Genomic DNA, 16226 nt, shown 5'->3' on the forward strand with positions numbered 1-16226 from the left:
GTTCTCACGCAGCCGTCGGTCAGGACACCACAGCGATGAGATCGCCCTGTTGAATGACATCCCCCACTGCGACGTCCACGGACGTGACGGTTCCTGCGGTCTCGGCGAGCACGGGAATCTCCATCTTCATCGACTCCAGCACGACCAACGTGTCACCGACCTCGACGGCATCACCGCGGGCCACGACCACCTGAAACACCGTCGACACCATCTCCGCACGAACATCCTCGGACACCGGCGAACCCCTCTCTCACGACACCTCGAACCGCGGCGGGCACACACCGGAGACCATGCCCGTCACAGTAAGCCAATCACACGTGGGAGACTGTAGTGAACAAACGAGAGGAGCCCATCATGGGAAAGCGTGGACGTAAGAAGCGTGCTCGTAAGGGCAACAAGGCCAACCACGGCAAACGTCCCAACAGCTGACGTTCTGCCACCAGCCACGAAGGGCCGAGAAGCACTGCTTCTCGGCCCTTCGTCGTCGGTACGATCTGGCTATTCGGAGTCGACGCTACGGGTCAGCACCGTACGTCGGATTTCGACGCTGAGTCGCTCGCGGAGCCCGGCGGGCGCTTGATCTCCGCCACATTTACGGGAGATCAGCCGCTTGACCTTCTCTTCGATGCCGTACGCCTCGAAGCACGATCCGCACTCGTCGATGTGCTTCTGCAACCGTTGCCTGCTGGCCTCGTCGCACTCGTTGTCCAACATGATCCATACGTCCGCGATCACGGCCGAGCAATCCAGTCGCTCGAATTCGGCGTCGGCTCCGCCGTCGCCCACAGAACCGCCGCCGATGATGTCATCGCCGGAATCACCGGTGCGCGTCACTGGACTACCTCCTGCTCGTGCCGGTCGACTGCGCCGTCCCGGTTGAATCCACGGTCGCGGGCCACACCCGCCAGCAAACCTCGAAGTTGCTTACGCCCACGATGCAAGCGCGACATCACCGTTCCGATGGGCGTTCCCATGATCTCCGCGATTTCCTTGTACGGGAAACCCTCGACGTCGGCGTAGTACACCGCCATCCGGAATTCCTCGGGCAACGACTGCAGAGCGGCCTTGATGTCGTCGTCCGGCAGTGCGTCCAGCGCTTCGACCTCGGCCGAGCGCAGGCCGGTGGACGTGTGTTCAGCGGTCGCGGCGAGCTGCCAGTCACTGATCTCGTCGGTCGGGTACTGCGCCGGCTGACGCTGCTTCTTGCGATAGGAGTTGATGTAGGTGTTGGTCAGGATTCGGTAGAGCCACGCCTTGAGGTTCGTGCCCTCACGGAACGACCGGAACGCCGAGTAGGCCTTCACGAACGTCTCCTGCACCAGGTCCTCGGCATCTGCGGGGTTGCGCGTCATCCGCAGCGCGGCACCGTACAGCTGGTCGAGCATCGGCAACGCGTCACGCTCGAAGCGTTCGGTCAGCTGGGCCTCGGTCTCGGCTGCCCGCTGCTCGGCGATCGCCTTCTCGTCCGCTTCGGTGGGAGTCCTGGCTTCTGTCACGCTGATCCCTTCGGTAGCTTCCACCACCCAGGCTACCGCGCCCGAAGTCGGCTTCTGCGACGAGATCACCCCCTTGATCGCCAAGGGACGTCCCGCGGTCAGCACTGCCATTCGTCATTCCTTCCGCCTGCATCCGTATCTGCCCTGTCACAACACTGCCGCGCGCCGCGGTGTTCCCGCCGCAGTCGATAGAGTCCGACGAATGGCTGCGTCGACTCCCGCTCTTGCGCTGCTCACCGCACGGAAGGTGGCGCATATCGTGCACACCTACGAGCACGATCCGCGCACGCAGTCGTTCGGCAGCGAGGCCGCCGAGATTCTGGGCGAGCGCCTCGGCGTGCACCCGGAGCAGGTGTTCAAGACCCTGGTCGTCGAACGCGCAGATCGTTCGCTGGCCGTCGCGGTGGTCCCCGTCACCGGACTGCTCTCGTTGAAAGCGGCAGCAGCCGCTCTGGACACGCGGAAGGTCGCGATGGCCGACAGAGCTGCCGCCGAACGGTCGTCGGGCTACGTGTTCGGTGGAATTTCTCCGCTCGGCCAACGTAGATCCCTGCCCACCGTCATCGACGACTCGGCACTCGAGTTCGACCGTGTGCTGTGCAGCGGAGGTCGCCGTGGCCTGGAGATCGAACTCGCTCCGGCCGATCTGATCCGCCTCACGCGCGCCGTCACCGCGCCCATCGCCGCACACTGACCGCCGATGAGCGAAGATGGACCGGTGAGCACTTGGACAGCCCCCGCCGCCGATGGACCCATCGACGCGACAGTCACTCTGCCCGGATCGAAGTCGATCACCAATCGCGCGCTGATCATCGCCTCGCTCGCATCCGGCCCGTCGACCGTCACCGGCGCGCTTCGCAGCCGCGACACCGACTTGATGATCCATGCTCTGGAGACACTGGGCGTGCAGGTGGCCGCCGACCGCAACGATCCGACGTCTCTCCGCGTGACGCCGGGAACGCTGCACGGTGGATCCGTCGAGTGCGGCCTGGCCGGAACGGTCATGCGTTTCGTCCCGCCCCTGGCCGCGCTCGCCGACGGCGTGGTGTCCTTCGACGGAGACGAGCAGGCTCGCATCCGGCCGCTCGACACCATCCTCGACGCACTGCGCGCTGTGGGTGCCGACGTCGACGGCAGCGCGCTGCCGTTCACGATGCGCGGTACCGGTTCGCTGCGTGGTGGATCCGTCGGAATCGACGCCTCGGGGTCGTCGCAGTTCGTCTCGGGCCTGATGCTCTCGGCCGCGGCGTTCGACGAGGGAATCGAGATCCATCACATCGGTAAGCCCGTCCCGTCCATGCCGCACATCGACATGACCGTCGAGATGCTGCGCCGTGCGGGTGTCCGAGTCGACACCCCGGAATCGAGCGGAGACGCGAACACCTGGCGCGTGCATCCCGGTTCGGTCACCCCCGTCGACTGGAGCATCGAGCCGGATCTCTCGAACGCCACCCCGTTCCTCGCTGCCGCCGCTGTCACCGAAGGTGTTGTGCGAGTACCGAATTGGCCTGAGTCGACGACTCAACCCGGCGATGTGTTCCGCGAGATCCTTACGCAGATGGGCGCGGTGGTCGAACTACGCGCAGGGGTGCTGACCGTCGAAGGTCCGAACACGTTGCGCGGCATCGACTTCGATCTACACGACGTCGGCGAGCTGACCCCCACCGTCGCAGCGCTCGCCACCCTGGCCGAGGGGCCGTCCATCCTGCGCGGCATCGCCCACCTACGCGGTCACGAGACCGACCGACTGGCCGCACTGACGACCGAGATAGTGCGCCTCGGCGGGCGAGCGGTCGAAACCGACGACGGCATTCGCATCGATCCCGCACCGCTGCACGGCGGCACCTGGCACTCCTACGCCGACCACCGCATGGCCACTGCCGGCGCGATCGTCGGGCTCCGCGTCCCGGGCGTCGAGGTCGACGACATCGGCACCACTGCCAAGACTCTCCCCGGCTTCGAGAACCTGTGGGACACGATGTTGTCCGCTTCCACACCCAGCGGGGTCGGATCCTGACCGCGCGCCGCTACGACGAGTCCGACGTCCGCATCCGGCCGGGCAAGAGTTCTCGTCCGCGCACCAAGACTCGACCCGAACACAACGACGCCGAAGCCGGCATGGTGGTGTCCGTGGACCGCGGCCGCTGGGGCTGCGTACTCGACGGTGACCCGTCTCGGCCGGTCGTGACGATGCGGGCCCGCGAGCTGGGGCGAACTCCGATCGTGGTGGGCGACGAAGTCGGTATCGTCGGAGATCTGTCGGGCAAGGTCGACACTCTGGCCCGAATCGTGCGCGTGGCCGAGCGGCGAACGGTGCTGCGCCGCACCGCGGACGACACCGACCCGTTCGAACGCGTCGTGGTGGCCAACGCCGACCGACTGCTGATCGTCGCAGCGCTTGCCGATCCACCTCCCCGCACCGGCTTCGTCGAGCGCGCTCTCGTCGCAGCGTACGTCGGCGGACTCGAACCGGTGCTGTGCCTGACCAAGAGCGATCTCGCTGCACCCGACGAGTTCACCGCGTCGTTCGCAGATCTGGACGTCCCGGTGGTACTGGCGGGCCAGTCCGAGGACCTGACCGAACTGACCGCCATGCTGACGAACAAGGTCACCGCGCTAATCGGACACTCCGGTGTCGGCAAGTCGACGCTTGTCAACAGACTGGTGCCCGACGCCTATCGCGCGACCGGGGTGGTCTCGGGCGTCGGCAAGGGCCGCCATACGTCGACGCAGTCGGTGGCGCTGCCGCTACCGGGCGGCGGATGGGTGGTCGACACTCCCGGCATCCGATCGTTCGGATTGGCGCACATCTCGCCGGAGAACGTCGTGGCCGCATTCTCCGACCTTGCCGAGACCATCGAGGACTGCCCCCGCGGCTGCACTCACCTGGGTCCGCCGGCAGATCCCGAGTGCGCTCTCGACACGCTCACCGGGGATGCAGCACGACGGGTGGCTGCCGTACGGCTCCTGCTGGAAGCGGTTCGAACGAACGAAGCCTGGTAGAGACCCACGGGGTCTGTACCAGGCTTCGCTGCTCGGAATCGGAGGCGGTCAGGCTGCTTTGCCGACCAGTCTGCGAATTCCCTTGCGCTTCTTGGTTTCTGCGATCGCGGTCCGAAGGCCACGCCGCTTTCCGGTGTCGGGATCGACGGCGAACAGACCTGCAGGCGCCTGTTCCCATTTACGCTCGGACGCGGTTTCCGGCGCGTCGTCGCTGGTCGCCTTCAAGTACTTGTTCGGAAGCGACAGCTTGGCGATGGTTCGCCAGGACAGGAAGTACTGGTGCACGATCGAACCGGTCGTGTACGGCAGGTCGTACTTCTCCGCGAGTTCGAGAACCCGAACCTTGATCTCCCGCAGACGATTGCTGGGTAGATCGGGGAACAGGTGATGCTCGATCTGGTAGCAGAGATTGCCGCTCATGAACTCCATGACCGGACCCGCGTTGAAGTTCGCGCTGCCCAGCATCTGACGCAAGTACCACTGCCCCTGCGTTTCGCCTTCCATGTCCGACTTGGTGAACTTCTCGGCACCGTCGGGGAAGTGCCCGCAGAAGATGACGGTGTTGGTCCACACGTTGCGCATCATGTTCGCGACGATGTTCGCCGTCAGCGTGCTCTTCCAGGCAGGTCCGGTGAGCAGTGGATGCAGGACGTAGTCCTTACCGATCTGCTTGCCGACCTTCTCGAGAACCTCGCGACGCTTCTGCTCGAATTCCTCACGTGGGACGCGGCCCTTGGCCACCTTGCCCAGTTCCAGGTGCTGCAGCGCCACGCCGTACTCGAAGAACAGCTGCAGCAACAGGTTGTAGACCGGGTTGCCGATGTTGAACGGCTTCCAACGCTGGTCGCGGGTGACACGCAGCAGGCCGTAACCCACGTCGTCGTCCATGCCCAACACGTTGGTGTACTTGTGGTGGATGTAGTTGTGCGTCTGCTTCCAGTGCGCCGAGGGCCCCGTGTTGTCCCACTCCCACGAGGTGGAGTGGATCTCCGGATCGTTCATCCAGTCCCACTGGCCGTGCATGACGTTGTGGCCGAGCTCCATGTTCTCGATGATCTTCGCGACCCCGAGCATGGCGGTACCGACCAGCCATGCCGGGCGGCGGCGACTGGCGAACAGGACTGCACGTCCGCCGATGTCGAGCGAGCGTTGCAGCCGAATCGTGTTCTTCACGTACCGGGCGTCGCGTTCACCACGGGACGCCTCGATGTCTCGCCGAATCGCATCGAGCTCGTGGCCCAATGCTTCGATGTCGGCGTCGGTCAGATGCGCGTATTCCTTGATGTCCGAAATCGCCATGGGAAACAGCCTCCTGGCAGTTGTGAACACACAGCGTGCGGTAGTGAGCCGTGTGCATTTCCGTCACCTACCGTATCGTAACTTACGGTCGCGTAGGTTACGGGCGTGAATCTGTGTGACGATTCACAATCAGGCGGTGACGTCCGATCGCCGGAGCGCCTTCGCCTGTCGTTTGGCTTCTTTCTTCGCGTTGCGCAGAGCTCCTCGCGCCTCCTGCATCGCCGAGCGCAGTCCACGGCGCTGGCCGGTGAGCGGGTCGATCCGAAGTGCGTGCACGGTCGGCGAATCGCCGACGCGCCAACGCCGCTCCGACGATGTCTCGGGCGCGTTGTCCGAGGTTGCGCGCAACCACTTGTCGGGCAGCGACAGCTTGTGGATGGTCCGCAGTGCCAACAGGTACTGCTTACCGAGCGACCCGGTCGTGTACGGCAGGTCGTACTTGTCGCACAGCGCGTGCACCTTCTCGGCGATCTCCGAGTACCGATTGCTCGGCAGGTCCGGGAACATGTGGTGCTCGATCTGGTAGCAGAGGTTTCCGCTCATGAACGCCATGACGGGGCCGGCCTCGAAGTTGGCACTACCGAGCATCTGCCGCAGGTACCACTCGGGACGGGTCTCGTTCTCGAACTGACCGATCGTGAACTTCTCGGCGCCGTCGGGGAAGTGACCGCAGAAGATCACGGCGTAGGCCCAGAGGTTTCGAACCAGGTTGGCCGTGGCGTTGGCGGTCAACGTGGACTTCCACGCCGGGCCGGACAGGGCCGGGAACAGGACGAAGTCCTTGCCGACCTGCTTGGCGATCTTGCGCGCGAAAGCGCGGGCCGCCGGTGACTTGAAGAGGCCTTTTTCGTGTTCCCCGTCGAGCTGCTTCTGAGCGTCGTAGTCGTGCAATGCGATGCCCCACTCGAACGTCGTCGCCAGCACGACGTTGGCGAGCGGCTGAACGAGGTTGATCGGCTTCCACGGCTCGTCGCGGGTCATCCGCAGGATGCCGAAGCCGATGTCGTCGTCCATTCCGACGATGTTGGTGTACGTGTGGTGCGAGTAGTTGTGCGCCCGCTTCCACTGCTCCGACGGTCCGGTCTGGTCCCACTCCCACGAGGTGGAGTGAATTTCCGGATCGTTCATCCAATCCCACTGGCCGTGCATCACGTTGTGGCCGAGTTCCATGTTCTCGATGATCTTCGCGACGCTGAGCATCGCGGTCCCCACGAGCCATGCCGGCCGGTACTTGCTGCCGAGCAGCACGGCGCGTCCGCCGAGCTCGAGCATGCGCTGAGCTCGAATGGTCCGGCGGATGTATGCGGCATCGCGTTCACCGCGACTGTCCTCGACGTCGCGGCGAATAGCGTCCAGTTCGCGCCCGAACGCTTCCATGTCTTCTTCGGTCAGGTGAGCGAACTCTTTGATGTCGGTGATGGCCACCGGGTCCTCCAACAGTTGTGTGCGGCGCCCGAAATACCGGGGTTCAGCGTGGGCAACCTACGTGAGCGTAACCCAGCAGCCTGAGAAGGCAGTGTGCGAAAAACAGACCTACAGTTCCAATGTGCAGTCGCCCGCGGCCGCGGAAATGCACGTCTGGACGCGGTCACCCTCGCTGTGTTCCTTACCGGAACGCAGGTCGATCACATGCCCTGCGGTCAACGGCACCACACACGTCTGGCAGATACCCATACGGCAGCCGAACGGCATCCGAACACCCACATTTTCGCCCGCTTCGAGCAGTGTGGTCGCCCCGTCCGCCGCCGCTTTCTTGTCGGACTTGGAGAACGTGACGGTTCCGCCCGAACCGGACGTATCGGCGCGTGAGATCTCGAACCGCTCGAGGTGCAGCTTGTGCTCGATGCCCTCGCGCTTCCACGTCTTCTCGATTTCTTCGAGCAGTGCCGCGGGACCGCAGGCCCAGGTGTCGCGGGTACGCCAGTCGGGGTACAGCTCGTCGAGCGAGGACAGAGCGAACTTGCCATCGGAACGCGTCAGCTGCACGTGAGAGGTGAACTCGGGATGCGACTTCTCGAGGGCTGCGAGTTCGGCCGCGAACATCACCTCGTCCTCGGTGGGGGCCGAGTGGATATGCACGGTATCGGGCATGTCGCCGTGGCGATCGAGTGCTCTGAGCATCGAGATGACCGGGGTGATGCCGCTACCTGCGGTGACGAAGAGAATCTTGGCGGGCGGCGGAACGGGCAGTGCGAAATTGCCCTTCGGTGCCGCCAGTCGCACGATGGTCCCCTGCGGCACGCCGCCCACCAGATGTGACGACAGGAACCCTTCGGGCATCGCCTTGACGGTGATGGAGATCAGCTTGTCTTCCCAGTTCGGCGGCGAGGTCAGTGAATACGAGCGCCAGTGCCACCGACCGCCGAGATGCAGTCCGATTCCGATGTACTGACCCGGCTGATAATCGAAATTGAAGCCCCACCCGGGCTGGATCACCAGTGTCACCGCGGTAGCGGTTTCCTTCTCCACGCGTACGACGCGGCCGCGCAGTTCACGGGCCGACCACAACGGGTTGGCGAGGTGCAAGTAGTCGTCTGGCAGCAAGGGAGTGGTGATGCGGGTGAAAGCACCACGCAGCATGTTCAGCCTCGGCCGCTTGGGTGCCGAGACACCGGCCACCGGGGCCTCCAACCACTTCTTCAGATCCATCGGGTGTTCCCCATCCCCTCGATCGTCGTACCGAACCGCGTGCGGGCATCGAGGTTACGCTACCGTAGGTTGAGTCCCCTGGTCACCTCTGCAGGCAGCCCAACCGTGGATATCGCCAGGTCGTGGCCGAGAGCAGGATCACAGCAGATCGAGCAGAAACGGTAGTTCCTGGGGGGCGTACCACGCCAGCGTGTGGTCTTCGGCATCACCGAGAACAAATTCTGCGTCGGCGTCGCCCATGTCCGCTGCATCCACGGCGGAGACAGCCTTGGCAACTGCTTCTTCGGCCCCTTCCAGATCGACGTGCACCGACGCGACCTGATCCATTCGCAGCGGTTCCTTCAGCCGAACGACAGCGTCGTCGAGATCGGGACGCAGGGTGGGATCGTCGACGTCTGCGGCAATCACCGCCCGTCGGTAGACCACGCCGTCGGCCACCGTCCCCGTGTCCGCCTCGTCGTCGACGGCCGCGGCGATCAGGCGCAGCGAGGCACGCGCGGCCTCCCCCATCGCGACCTCGGACAACTCCTCGTCGTCGCCCGACGAATACGCCTCACGCAAGGTGGGCGTCACCGCGAATGCGGTGCGCGAGACCGGACTGAACTCGCCCTCGGCTGCGAGCACTTTCAAGAATTCCAGCGTCGCCGGAACGTAGACACGCATTGCAGAAGACCTCACACTCTCGATTCGTTGCTGGCGTCGACCAACTCTTCCAGCGCCTCGTGCAGTAGCGCTGTCACCACATCCACATCGGGCATCGCTCCGCGGTCGGCGTTGAGCCCGAAGAACACGAAACCGTCGTACGACGTCAGCCCGATACTCAACGCCTGATTCTCGAACAGCGGCGACACCGGGTACATCTCGAGCATCCGGGCACCACCGACGTACAGCGGAAACTGCGGGCCCGGCGCGTTCGTGACGATCAGGTTGAACACTCGTTGCGAGAGTCGGCTACCCGCCCGCGCACCCATGGCATGCAGGCTCGCCGGAGCGAACCCACTGATCCGCATCAGCGTCTGAGCCGTCACACCGCGGCTCTGATGAGAATGGGCCTCGGTCGCGTGCGCGATGTGAGACAGCCGAACGACGGCGTTCGACTCCCCCACCGGGAGGTCGACGAGGAACGAGGACACCTCGCTGCGATCGTCCTCGGCCGGCTCACCGGACATGTCGCTGCCCTCACCGAAGCCGACGCGATCGGACGAGACGTACACCGACATCGGCACCATGGCCCGCACCGTGGACGATGCCGTGACGGGTTCGCCGCGCGAGAGCAGCCAATTTCGCAGCGCGCCGGTGACGACTGCGAGCACGACGTCGTTGATCGAGCAGTCGAATCTGTCGTGGATCCTGCGGTAATCGGCCAGCTCGGTCTTGGCCACGGCGAACCGACGATTTCGTGAGATCGGCGCGTTCAGTGGGCTGGACGGGGCGCTCTGTGTCGCGGTACGCAGCACGGCCGCGACCTTGCCCGCGGCGCGCAATGCGTCGCCCGCGAGACCGGCAACCCCGTTGACCGCGCCGCGCAACGTCTCGATGCTCTCGCCCGGACGCACCACCAGTTCGGTGAGCGCGTCGAGCACCAACACCGAGTCCTTGGGCTCACGGGCAGGCATCCACAGCTCCTCGGCCATCGGCGCGGGGTTCTTGCTCGCGTCCAGAATGACCTGACCGATGTCGAGCGCATTTTCGCCGTCGACGAGGGCCGAATGAGACTTGGTGAAGATGGCGAAACGATTCTTCGCGAGGCCCTCGACCAGGTACATCTCCCACAACGGTCGGGTGCGATCGAGCGGCCGTGAGGTCAGTCGCGCGATCAGGTCGTGCAACTGATCGTCCGTCCCCGGCTTGGGTAGTGCCGAACGACGGATGTGATAGGTGATGTCGAAATCCGCGTCGTCCACCCAGACCGGCCGCGCCAAACCGAACGCGACTTCGCGGACCTTCTGCCGGTAGCGCGGAACCAGCATCAGTCGCTGTTCGACCAACGACAGCAGTCGGTCGTAACTGAAACCGCTCCGCGGGGTCCGAAAGACGGCGAGCGAGCCGAGGTGCATGGGACTGCTGCCGGCCTCGAGAAAGTAGAACGACGCATCCTGCGCCGTCAGTCTGGTCGCCATCGCGTGTCTCGGTCCCCGTCCTCGCACGTGGTGCGCCCCGATCGATACCGCCTGTTGCGCGGTGTGCTCGAACTCAGAGTACGTGGGTTCGCGACGTGAGTCCCAGTGCCGGGTGGGCACCGACGTGTCGCCGATCTCGGGAACCGAAAATCGATCGCGACCGTCAATGTCGGTGTGAGCGTCATCGAATCCAACGATCCGCCGGACACCGGGGACGACAGCCCGATACCGTCGCCGGCGGACTCTCGGCTGCGCGCCGAGCACCACTGCTTTCTGTCGCGGCCGACCCAGTTCGAGCCGCCACTCTCGGCAGGCGCGGTGCACACCTGGGGACGGGGTGAGAGCCCGCACAGGCCACCGGAACGCCATCCGGCATCGGTACGCAGCACTCGCCCCCGCCGCCGGGCCGAGGCACCCCATCGACCGATCGTGCAAGACGTGCCCGCCGATGCGCGGGCGAGCGCCGAACGCGCCATGCGGTTGCTCATCGAGGTGATCGACCGCAGGCGCAGTGCCGAGCAACTGTCCTCGTTGTTCACTGCGCCCGTGATCGACCTGATTCGCACCATCGTCCGCACGCCCCCACCGGGACGGCGACTCGGATTCGCCGCGGTGCGTCGCGTGCACGTCGCTTATAGATCGGACACGTCGGCCGAGATATTCGGCTCGTACACCCGCGGCCCACGCACCTTCGCCTTCGCGGGCCGAATCGAGCAGGCGGTCGACCCGCGGCGGCCAGGATGGACGGTCACCTCGCTGCGAGTGGGTTGAGAACACGGGTCGCCCGGCGAGGTCGCGCCGGATCGACCCGGCCGACTACTTCTTGCGCTTGGAGCGCGCCGACTTCTTCGGTGCTTTGTTCTGCGCTCGCGCTGCTTCGCGACGCTCGCGTCGGGTTCCCTCGGCCGCCGACTCCGCGCTCGCTGCAGCATCCGATCGCTGCACAGCCGTACCGCCGCCCTCGGCCGGGCCGGAGAACGTCAATCTCTGTTCGTCCCGCTCGTCGAGTCCTTTGGCACGCAGAGCTGTGGGAGCTGCCTGAGCTGGAGCGGCAGGGGCCGGGGCCGCCTTGGCCGCAGGCCGATCGCCCGTGGCCGCAGGTGCCGACGTTGCCGCAGGTGCCGGGCGACCGGATCCGACGGGTGAGGCCAACCCGGGGGCAACCGCGAGACCTGCGGACGCGGCCGGACCTGCCGGGGCTGGGGTTGCTTCGACCTGGAGGTTGAACAGGAAGCCCACCGACTCCTCTTTCAGCCCGTCGAGCATGCCCTGGAACATGTCGTAGCCCTCCCGCTGGTACTCGACCAGTGGATCTCGCTGGGCCATCGCACGCAGTCCGATGCCCTCCTTGAGGTAGTCCATCTCGTAGAGATGCTCGCGCCACTTGCGATCGAGGACGGACAGCAGAACCCGACGTTCGAGCTCCCGCATTCCGTTCTCGCCTGCGATGCCGTCGATCTCGGCCTCGCGAGCGGCGTAGGCCGAGCGGGCGTCCTCGAGCAGCGCCTCGCGCAGCTCGTCGCGGCTCAGGTCACCCTTCTCGCCGTCCTCGTTCTCGCCCGAGAGAACCTTGTGGTCGATACCGACCGGATACAGAGTCTTCAGAGCCGTCCACAACTGCTCCAGATCCCAGTCCTCGACGTAGCCCTCGCTCGTCGCACCATCGACGTAGGCGGTGATCACGTCGGTGATCATGCCCTCGACCTGGCCCTCCATGTCGGCACCTTCGAGGATGCGCCTGCGCTCCTCGTAGATGACCGTGCGCTGCTGGTTCATCACCTCGTCGTACTTGAGGACGTTCTTGCGGATCTCGAAGTTCTGCTGCTCGACCTGGGTCTGTGCGCTCTTGATGGCCTTGGACACCATCTTGGCCTCGATCGGGACGTCGTCGGGCAAGTTGAGCCGAGTCATGATCGATTCGAGTGCGCCGCCGTTGAATCGACGCATCAACTCGTCGCCGAGCGAAAGGTAGAACCGCGATTCGCCCGGATCACCCTGACGACCGGAGCGCCCTCTGAGCTGGTTGTCGATACGACGTGAGTCGTGGCGCTCGGTTCCGAGAACGTACAGGCCACCGGCCTCGCGCACGGTGTCCGCGTCGGCCTTGACCTGTGCCTTGACCTCATCCAGAGCAGGCTCCCAGGCGGCCTCGTACTCCTCGGGAGTCTCCACCGGGTCCAAGCCCTGCTTACGCAGCTTCAGGTCGGCGAGGATGTCCGGGTTGCCGCCGAGCACGACGTCGGTGCCACGGCCGGCCATGTTGGTCGCCACCGTCACCGCGCCCTGTCGCCCGGCCTCGGCGATGATCGTCGCTTCCTGCTCGTGGAACTTCGCATTGAGCACGTTGTGCGCGACGCCGCGCTTGGTGAACTGCTTGGACAGATACTCCGACCGTTCCACGCTCGTGGTGCCGATGAGAACCGGCTGGCCCTTCTCGTGCCGCTCGACGACATCGTCGACCACCGCGTCGAACTTGGCTTCTTCCGTCTTGTAGATCAGGTCGCCGTTGTCGACGCGGACCATCGGGCGGTTCGTCGGGATCGGAATGACGCCCAATCCGTAGATCTGATGCAGCTCCGCGGCCTCGGTCTCGGCCGTACCGGTCATGCCGGAGAGCTTGTCGTACAGGCGGAAGTAGTTCTGCAGAGTGATCGTGGCGAGGGTCTGGTTCTCGGCCTTGATCTCCACCTTCTCCTTGGCCTCGATCGCCTGGTGCATGCCCTCGTTGTAGCGGCGTCCCACCAGGATGCGACCGGTGAACTCGTCGACGATGATGACCTCGCCGTCGCGGACGATGTAGTCCTTGTCCTTGGTGTAGAGCTCTTTGGCCTTGATGGCGTTGTTCAGGTAGTTCACCAGAGGCGAGTTGGCCGCCTCGTACAGGTTGTCGATACCGAGCTGATCCTCGACCAGCTCGACGCCGGCCTCGTGCACACCGATGGTGCGCTTGCGGATATCGACCTCGTAGTGGGTGTCGACCTTCAGCATGGGGGCGATCCGGGCGAACTCGCCGTACCACTTGCTCGACGCGTCGGCGGGGCCCGAGATGATCAGTGGGGTTCGCGCCTCGTCGATGAGGATCGAGTCGACCTCGTCGACCACGGCGAAGTTGTGTCCGCGCTGCACCAGATCGTCGAGCGAGTGCGTCATGTTGTCGCGTAGGTAGTCGAACCCGAACTCGTTGTTGGTGCCGTAGGTGATGTCGGCGGCATACGCTGCACGGCGTTCGACCGGCGTCATCCCGGACAGGATCACGTCCACCGACAGACCCAGGAAGCGGTGCACACGGCCCATCCACTCCGAGTCACGCTTGGCGAGGTAGTCGTTGACCGTCACCACGTGCACACCGTCGCCGGAGATGGCGTTCAGGTAGGCAGGCAGAACACACGTCAGGGTCTTGCCCTCGCCGGTCTTCATCTCGGCGATGTTGCCGAAGTGCAGGGCAGCTCCGCCCATCACCTGCACGTCGAAGTGCCGCTGGGACAGCACCCGCCACGATGCCTCACGGGCGACCGCGAATGCCTCGGGCAGCAACTGATCCAAGGTCTCCCCGGACGAGTACCTCTCCTTGAACTCGGCGGTCTTACCCCGCAGTTCGTCGTCGGAGAGACTCTCGACGTCCGAAGACAGGGTCGAGACGTGGTCAGCGATGTTCTTGAGCCGCTTGACCATGCGACCTTCACCAACACGGAGCAGCTTGGAAAACGACAGCGACGGCACGGGTTTTCTCGTCCTCGATCCTCGGTTCACGGGTACTGACACGAACAAATCTGTTACTCGACGCGTTACTGCTACCTGCACGAGCGCACGGGTTCGTCACCGTGACGTCCGCGCGGCAGTAACCCGAACGCGTCCATGGTAGGCGGTCTCGCTGTGGGTACGGCAGTCCCACTGTCGGTCCCCGAACGACACCACGCCGGCATTCGGACAACCCCGACACAGCACTGCAGGCTCGACGTGGGGATCGTGTGTCCGGCGTCGAGCCTGCAGTGGTCGGATATTTCACGGACGGCGAACGACCCGTTCGCCGTCACGCTCGGTCAGGTGAGCCTGATCAGGCCGTAGTCGAAGGCATGCCGTCGATACACCACGGAAGGCCGGTCGGTGGCGCTGTCGTGAAACAGGAAGAAGTCGTGGCCGACCAGTTCCATCTCGTACAGCGCATCGTCGACGCTCATCGGTGCGGCCGAGTGAACCTTCGTGCGAACGATGTGCCCGGGGCCGGTCTGATCGTCCTCGAACGAATCCAGCTTGGTCTCGGGATCGAGCGCAAGTGTGTCGTCTTCGGCGAGTTCAGCGGTGGCCTCGGCGACGGATACGGGTCTCTTCTCGCCGTAGTGGACCTTGCGCCGATCCTTGGTACGCCTGAGTCTGCTTTCGAGTTTCGAGGTCACTGCTTCGAGTGCGGCATAGAAACTGTCTGCGCACGCTTCGGCACGAACGACCGGGCCTTTGCCCTTCGCGGTGATCTCCACGCGTTGACATGCTTTGGCCTGACGGCGATTTCGTTCGTGCTGCAGTTCGACATCGAACAAGTAGATGGAGGGGTCGAAGCGCTCGAGGCGAGCCAGTTTCTCGGACACGTATATCCGAAAATGGTCCGGTATCTCGACGTTGCGGCCCTTGACCACAACGTCGGCATTGCTCTTGGCGGGTTCTTCCGAAGGCTTCTCGTCGAAGAAAACCGAGGCTTGTGAAGGGGTCGTCACGTGTACCTCCCGATATCGGCCACGCCCACTGTTGGACGTGGCAGGTGTGCATGCCGAATGGGGAACCTTCCGGCATCTCGAGTCCGGGGCATCACCTCACGTCCGTGTTTCTACGGGTCGTTCTACCGGTCCGCTCCGTCGTGATGGAGCGTGTCCGCGACGTTAGTCGGTCATCGACGCGTGTGCCACCGTTCACCCCGAATTGGTTGTCGGCGTGTCTCGTCGACTCGCGTTCACGCGCTGGCCACCACGATCGCACCGGCCAACGAGATCCCGAAATCGGTTAGCACTCTTGCACATTCGGCCAGGGTCGCCCCGGTGGTCACCACGTCGTCGACGAGAAGAACGGTCAGTTCGTCGGTTCGCGGCCGCGGCCGGCCGATAGCCGGGCGCGACTGTCCGACCAACTCGATCCGGCCCGCCACGTTGTGCTGACGCTGACCTGCCGAGAGCCCGACCGAATCCCGCACTCCCCCGGCCATCTTCAGCAGCTGGGGAACCGGTACTCGCTCCGGTGCCAACTCGGTCGCTGCGTTCCTCGCACACCGCAGCACCGGATCGCCCCCTCGGGCTCGCGCTGCGCGCGCCCGGGACGGAGCGCACACCAGAACGAGGGGACTCAGCTCCGGTGGATCGATCTCGCCTGCAGCACGCAGTTGGTGCACCGCACCGGCCAGCGCCCGCCCGAACGGCACGGACACGGCCCGTCGGCCCCGTTCCTTCAGTGCGATCACCCCGTTGCGCCGAGGGCCGGTGTACGTGCCCAGCGCCCAGCAGGGCACCCCCGGATCGACCCGCGGACGCACCCGGACAGGCGGCACCGACAGCGCCTGTTCACAACGGCGACACCACTGCTCCCCCGGCACCCCACACCCGGCACATTCGAGGGGCAGGACGAGGTCGAGAAGCGTTCTCATGACCGTGAAGTGTGCCGGTAGCCACCGACACCC

General features: G+C 64.8%; 16 protein-coding genes. 5 read left to right on the forward strand and 11 right to left on the reverse strand.

What is annotated here, in order from left to right; translation table 11 throughout:
* Positions 1 to 19: 19 nt before the first annotated feature.
* Positions 20 to 235, reverse strand: a complete 216-nt coding sequence (locus RFA01S_RS15145) for a biotin/lipoyl-binding carrier protein (protein ID WP_027496523.1) — start codon at positions 233 to 235, stop codon at positions 20 to 22.
* A gap of 119 nt (positions 236 to 354) precedes the next feature.
* On the opposite strand from RFA01S_RS15145, the gene RFA01S_RS28540 reads away from it, so the two are divergent.
* Positions 355 to 429 (forward strand): 50S ribosomal protein bL37, encoded by a 75-nt coding sequence (locus tag RFA01S_RS28540; protein WP_370878772.1) that lies wholly within the window; start codon positions 355 to 357, stop codon positions 427 to 429.
* 69 nt (positions 430 to 498) lie between these two features.
* Here the strand turns inward: RFA01S_RS28540 and rsrA are convergent, their stop codons facing one another.
* Entirely contained in the window at positions 499 to 786 is a 288-nt protein-coding gene (gene rsrA, locus RFA01S_RS15150; RefSeq protein WP_027496522.1) for a mycothiol system anti-sigma-R factor, read from the reverse strand.
* Positions 787 to 830: 44 nt separating this feature from the next.
* Positions 831 to 1607, reverse strand: coding sequence for a sigma-70 family RNA polymerase sigma factor (locus RFA01S_RS15155; RefSeq protein WP_027496521.1), 777 nt, complete (start codon positions 1605 to 1607; stop codon positions 831 to 833).
* A 91-nt stretch (positions 1608 to 1698) separates the two neighbouring features.
* Between RFA01S_RS15155 and ybaK the strand changes: the two genes are divergently transcribed.
* Genes ybaK through rsgA form a run of 3 tightly spaced genes read left to right on the forward strand, consistent with a single transcriptional unit; the run spans position 1699 to position 4499 of the window.
* Positions 1699 to 2190 (forward strand): Cys-tRNA(Pro) deacylase, encoded by a 492-nt coding sequence (gene ybaK, locus RFA01S_RS15160; RefSeq protein ID WP_032408112.1) that lies wholly within the window; start codon positions 1699 to 1701, stop codon positions 2188 to 2190.
* 6 nt (positions 2191 to 2196) lie between these two features.
* Complete coding sequence (gene aroA, locus RFA01S_RS15165) at positions 2197 to 3513, forward strand: 3-phosphoshikimate 1-carboxyvinyltransferase (RefSeq protein ID WP_032408111.1); 1317 nt, start codon at positions 2197 to 2199, stop codon at positions 3511 to 3513.
* Complete coding sequence (gene rsgA / locus RFA01S_RS15170) at positions 3465 to 4499, forward strand: ribosome small subunit-dependent GTPase A (protein WP_027496518.1); 1035 nt, start codon at positions 3465 to 3467, stop codon at positions 4497 to 4499. The genes aroA and rsgA overlap by 49 nt, the downstream gene beginning before the upstream one ends.
* Before the next feature lie 48 nt (positions 4500 to 4547).
* Here rsgA and RFA01S_RS15175 read toward each other — a convergent pair whose 3' ends face one another.
* From RFA01S_RS15175 to RFA01S_RS15195, 5 genes are all read right to left on the reverse strand, one after another.
* Positions 4548 to 5798 (reverse strand): fatty acid desaturase family protein, encoded by a 1251-nt coding sequence (locus RFA01S_RS15175; RefSeq protein ID WP_032408110.1) that lies wholly within the window; start codon positions 5796 to 5798, stop codon positions 4548 to 4550.
* Positions 5799 to 5927: 129 nt separating this feature from the next.
* Positions 5928 to 7223 carry a fatty acid desaturase family protein gene (locus RFA01S_RS15180; RefSeq protein ID WP_032366301.1) on the reverse strand — a complete coding sequence of 432 codons (1296 nt, stop codon included), beginning with the start codon at positions 7221 to 7223 and terminating at the stop codon, positions 5928 to 5930.
* Positions 7224 to 7331: 108 nt separating this feature from the next.
* The gene (locus RFA01S_RS15185) at positions 7332 to 8447 is read right to left on the reverse strand and encodes a ferredoxin reductase (protein ID WP_027496515.1); all 1116 of its coding nucleotides are present in this window, start codon (positions 8445 to 8447) and stop codon (positions 7332 to 7334) included.
* 138 nt (positions 8448 to 8585) lie between these two features.
* On the reverse strand, positions 8586 to 9110 hold the full coding sequence (locus RFA01S_RS15190) for a DUF6912 family protein (protein ID WP_032366300.1): 525 nt from the start codon (positions 9108 to 9110) through the stop codon (positions 8586 to 8588).
* A gap of 11 nt (positions 9111 to 9121) precedes the next feature.
* A complete protein-coding gene (locus RFA01S_RS15195) occupies positions 9122 to 10567 on the reverse strand; it encodes a WS/DGAT/MGAT family O-acyltransferase (RefSeq protein ID WP_027496513.1) in 1446 nt (481 codons plus the stop codon).
* A 174-nt stretch (positions 10568 to 10741) separates the two neighbouring features.
* Here RFA01S_RS15195 and RFA01S_RS15200 point away from each other — a divergent pair, with 174 nt between their 5' ends.
* Entirely contained in the window at positions 10742 to 11338 is a 597-nt protein-coding gene (locus RFA01S_RS15200; protein ID WP_139278451.1) for an Rv3235 family protein, read from the forward strand.
* 45 nt (positions 11339 to 11383) lie between these two features.
* Here RFA01S_RS15200 and secA read toward each other — a convergent pair whose 3' ends face one another.
* The 3 genes from secA to RFA01S_RS15215 form a co-directional block, all read right to left on the reverse strand.
* Positions 11384 to 14287, reverse strand: a complete 2904-nt coding sequence (secA, locus tag RFA01S_RS15205) for a preprotein translocase subunit SecA (RefSeq protein ID WP_032408109.1) — start codon at positions 14285 to 14287, stop codon at positions 11384 to 11386.
* Between the two features lie 320 nt (positions 14288 to 14607).
* Complete coding sequence (gene hpf / locus RFA01S_RS15210; RefSeq protein ID WP_027496511.1) at positions 14608 to 15276, reverse strand: ribosome hibernation-promoting factor, HPF/YfiA family; 669 nt, start codon at positions 15274 to 15276, stop codon at positions 14608 to 14610.
* A gap of 233 nt (positions 15277 to 15509) precedes the next feature.
* Complete coding sequence (locus tag RFA01S_RS15215; protein ID WP_032408108.1) at positions 15510 to 16193, reverse strand: ComF family protein; 684 nt, start codon at positions 16191 to 16193, stop codon at positions 15510 to 15512.
* Positions 16194 to 16226 lie beyond the last annotated feature (33 nt).

It is taken from the genome of Rhodococcoides fascians NBRC 12155 = LMG 3623, from assembly GCF_001894785.1.
In the GTDB taxonomy this organism is placed as follows: domain Bacteria; phylum Actinomycetota; class Actinomycetes; order Mycobacteriales; family Mycobacteriaceae; genus Rhodococcoides; species Rhodococcoides fascians.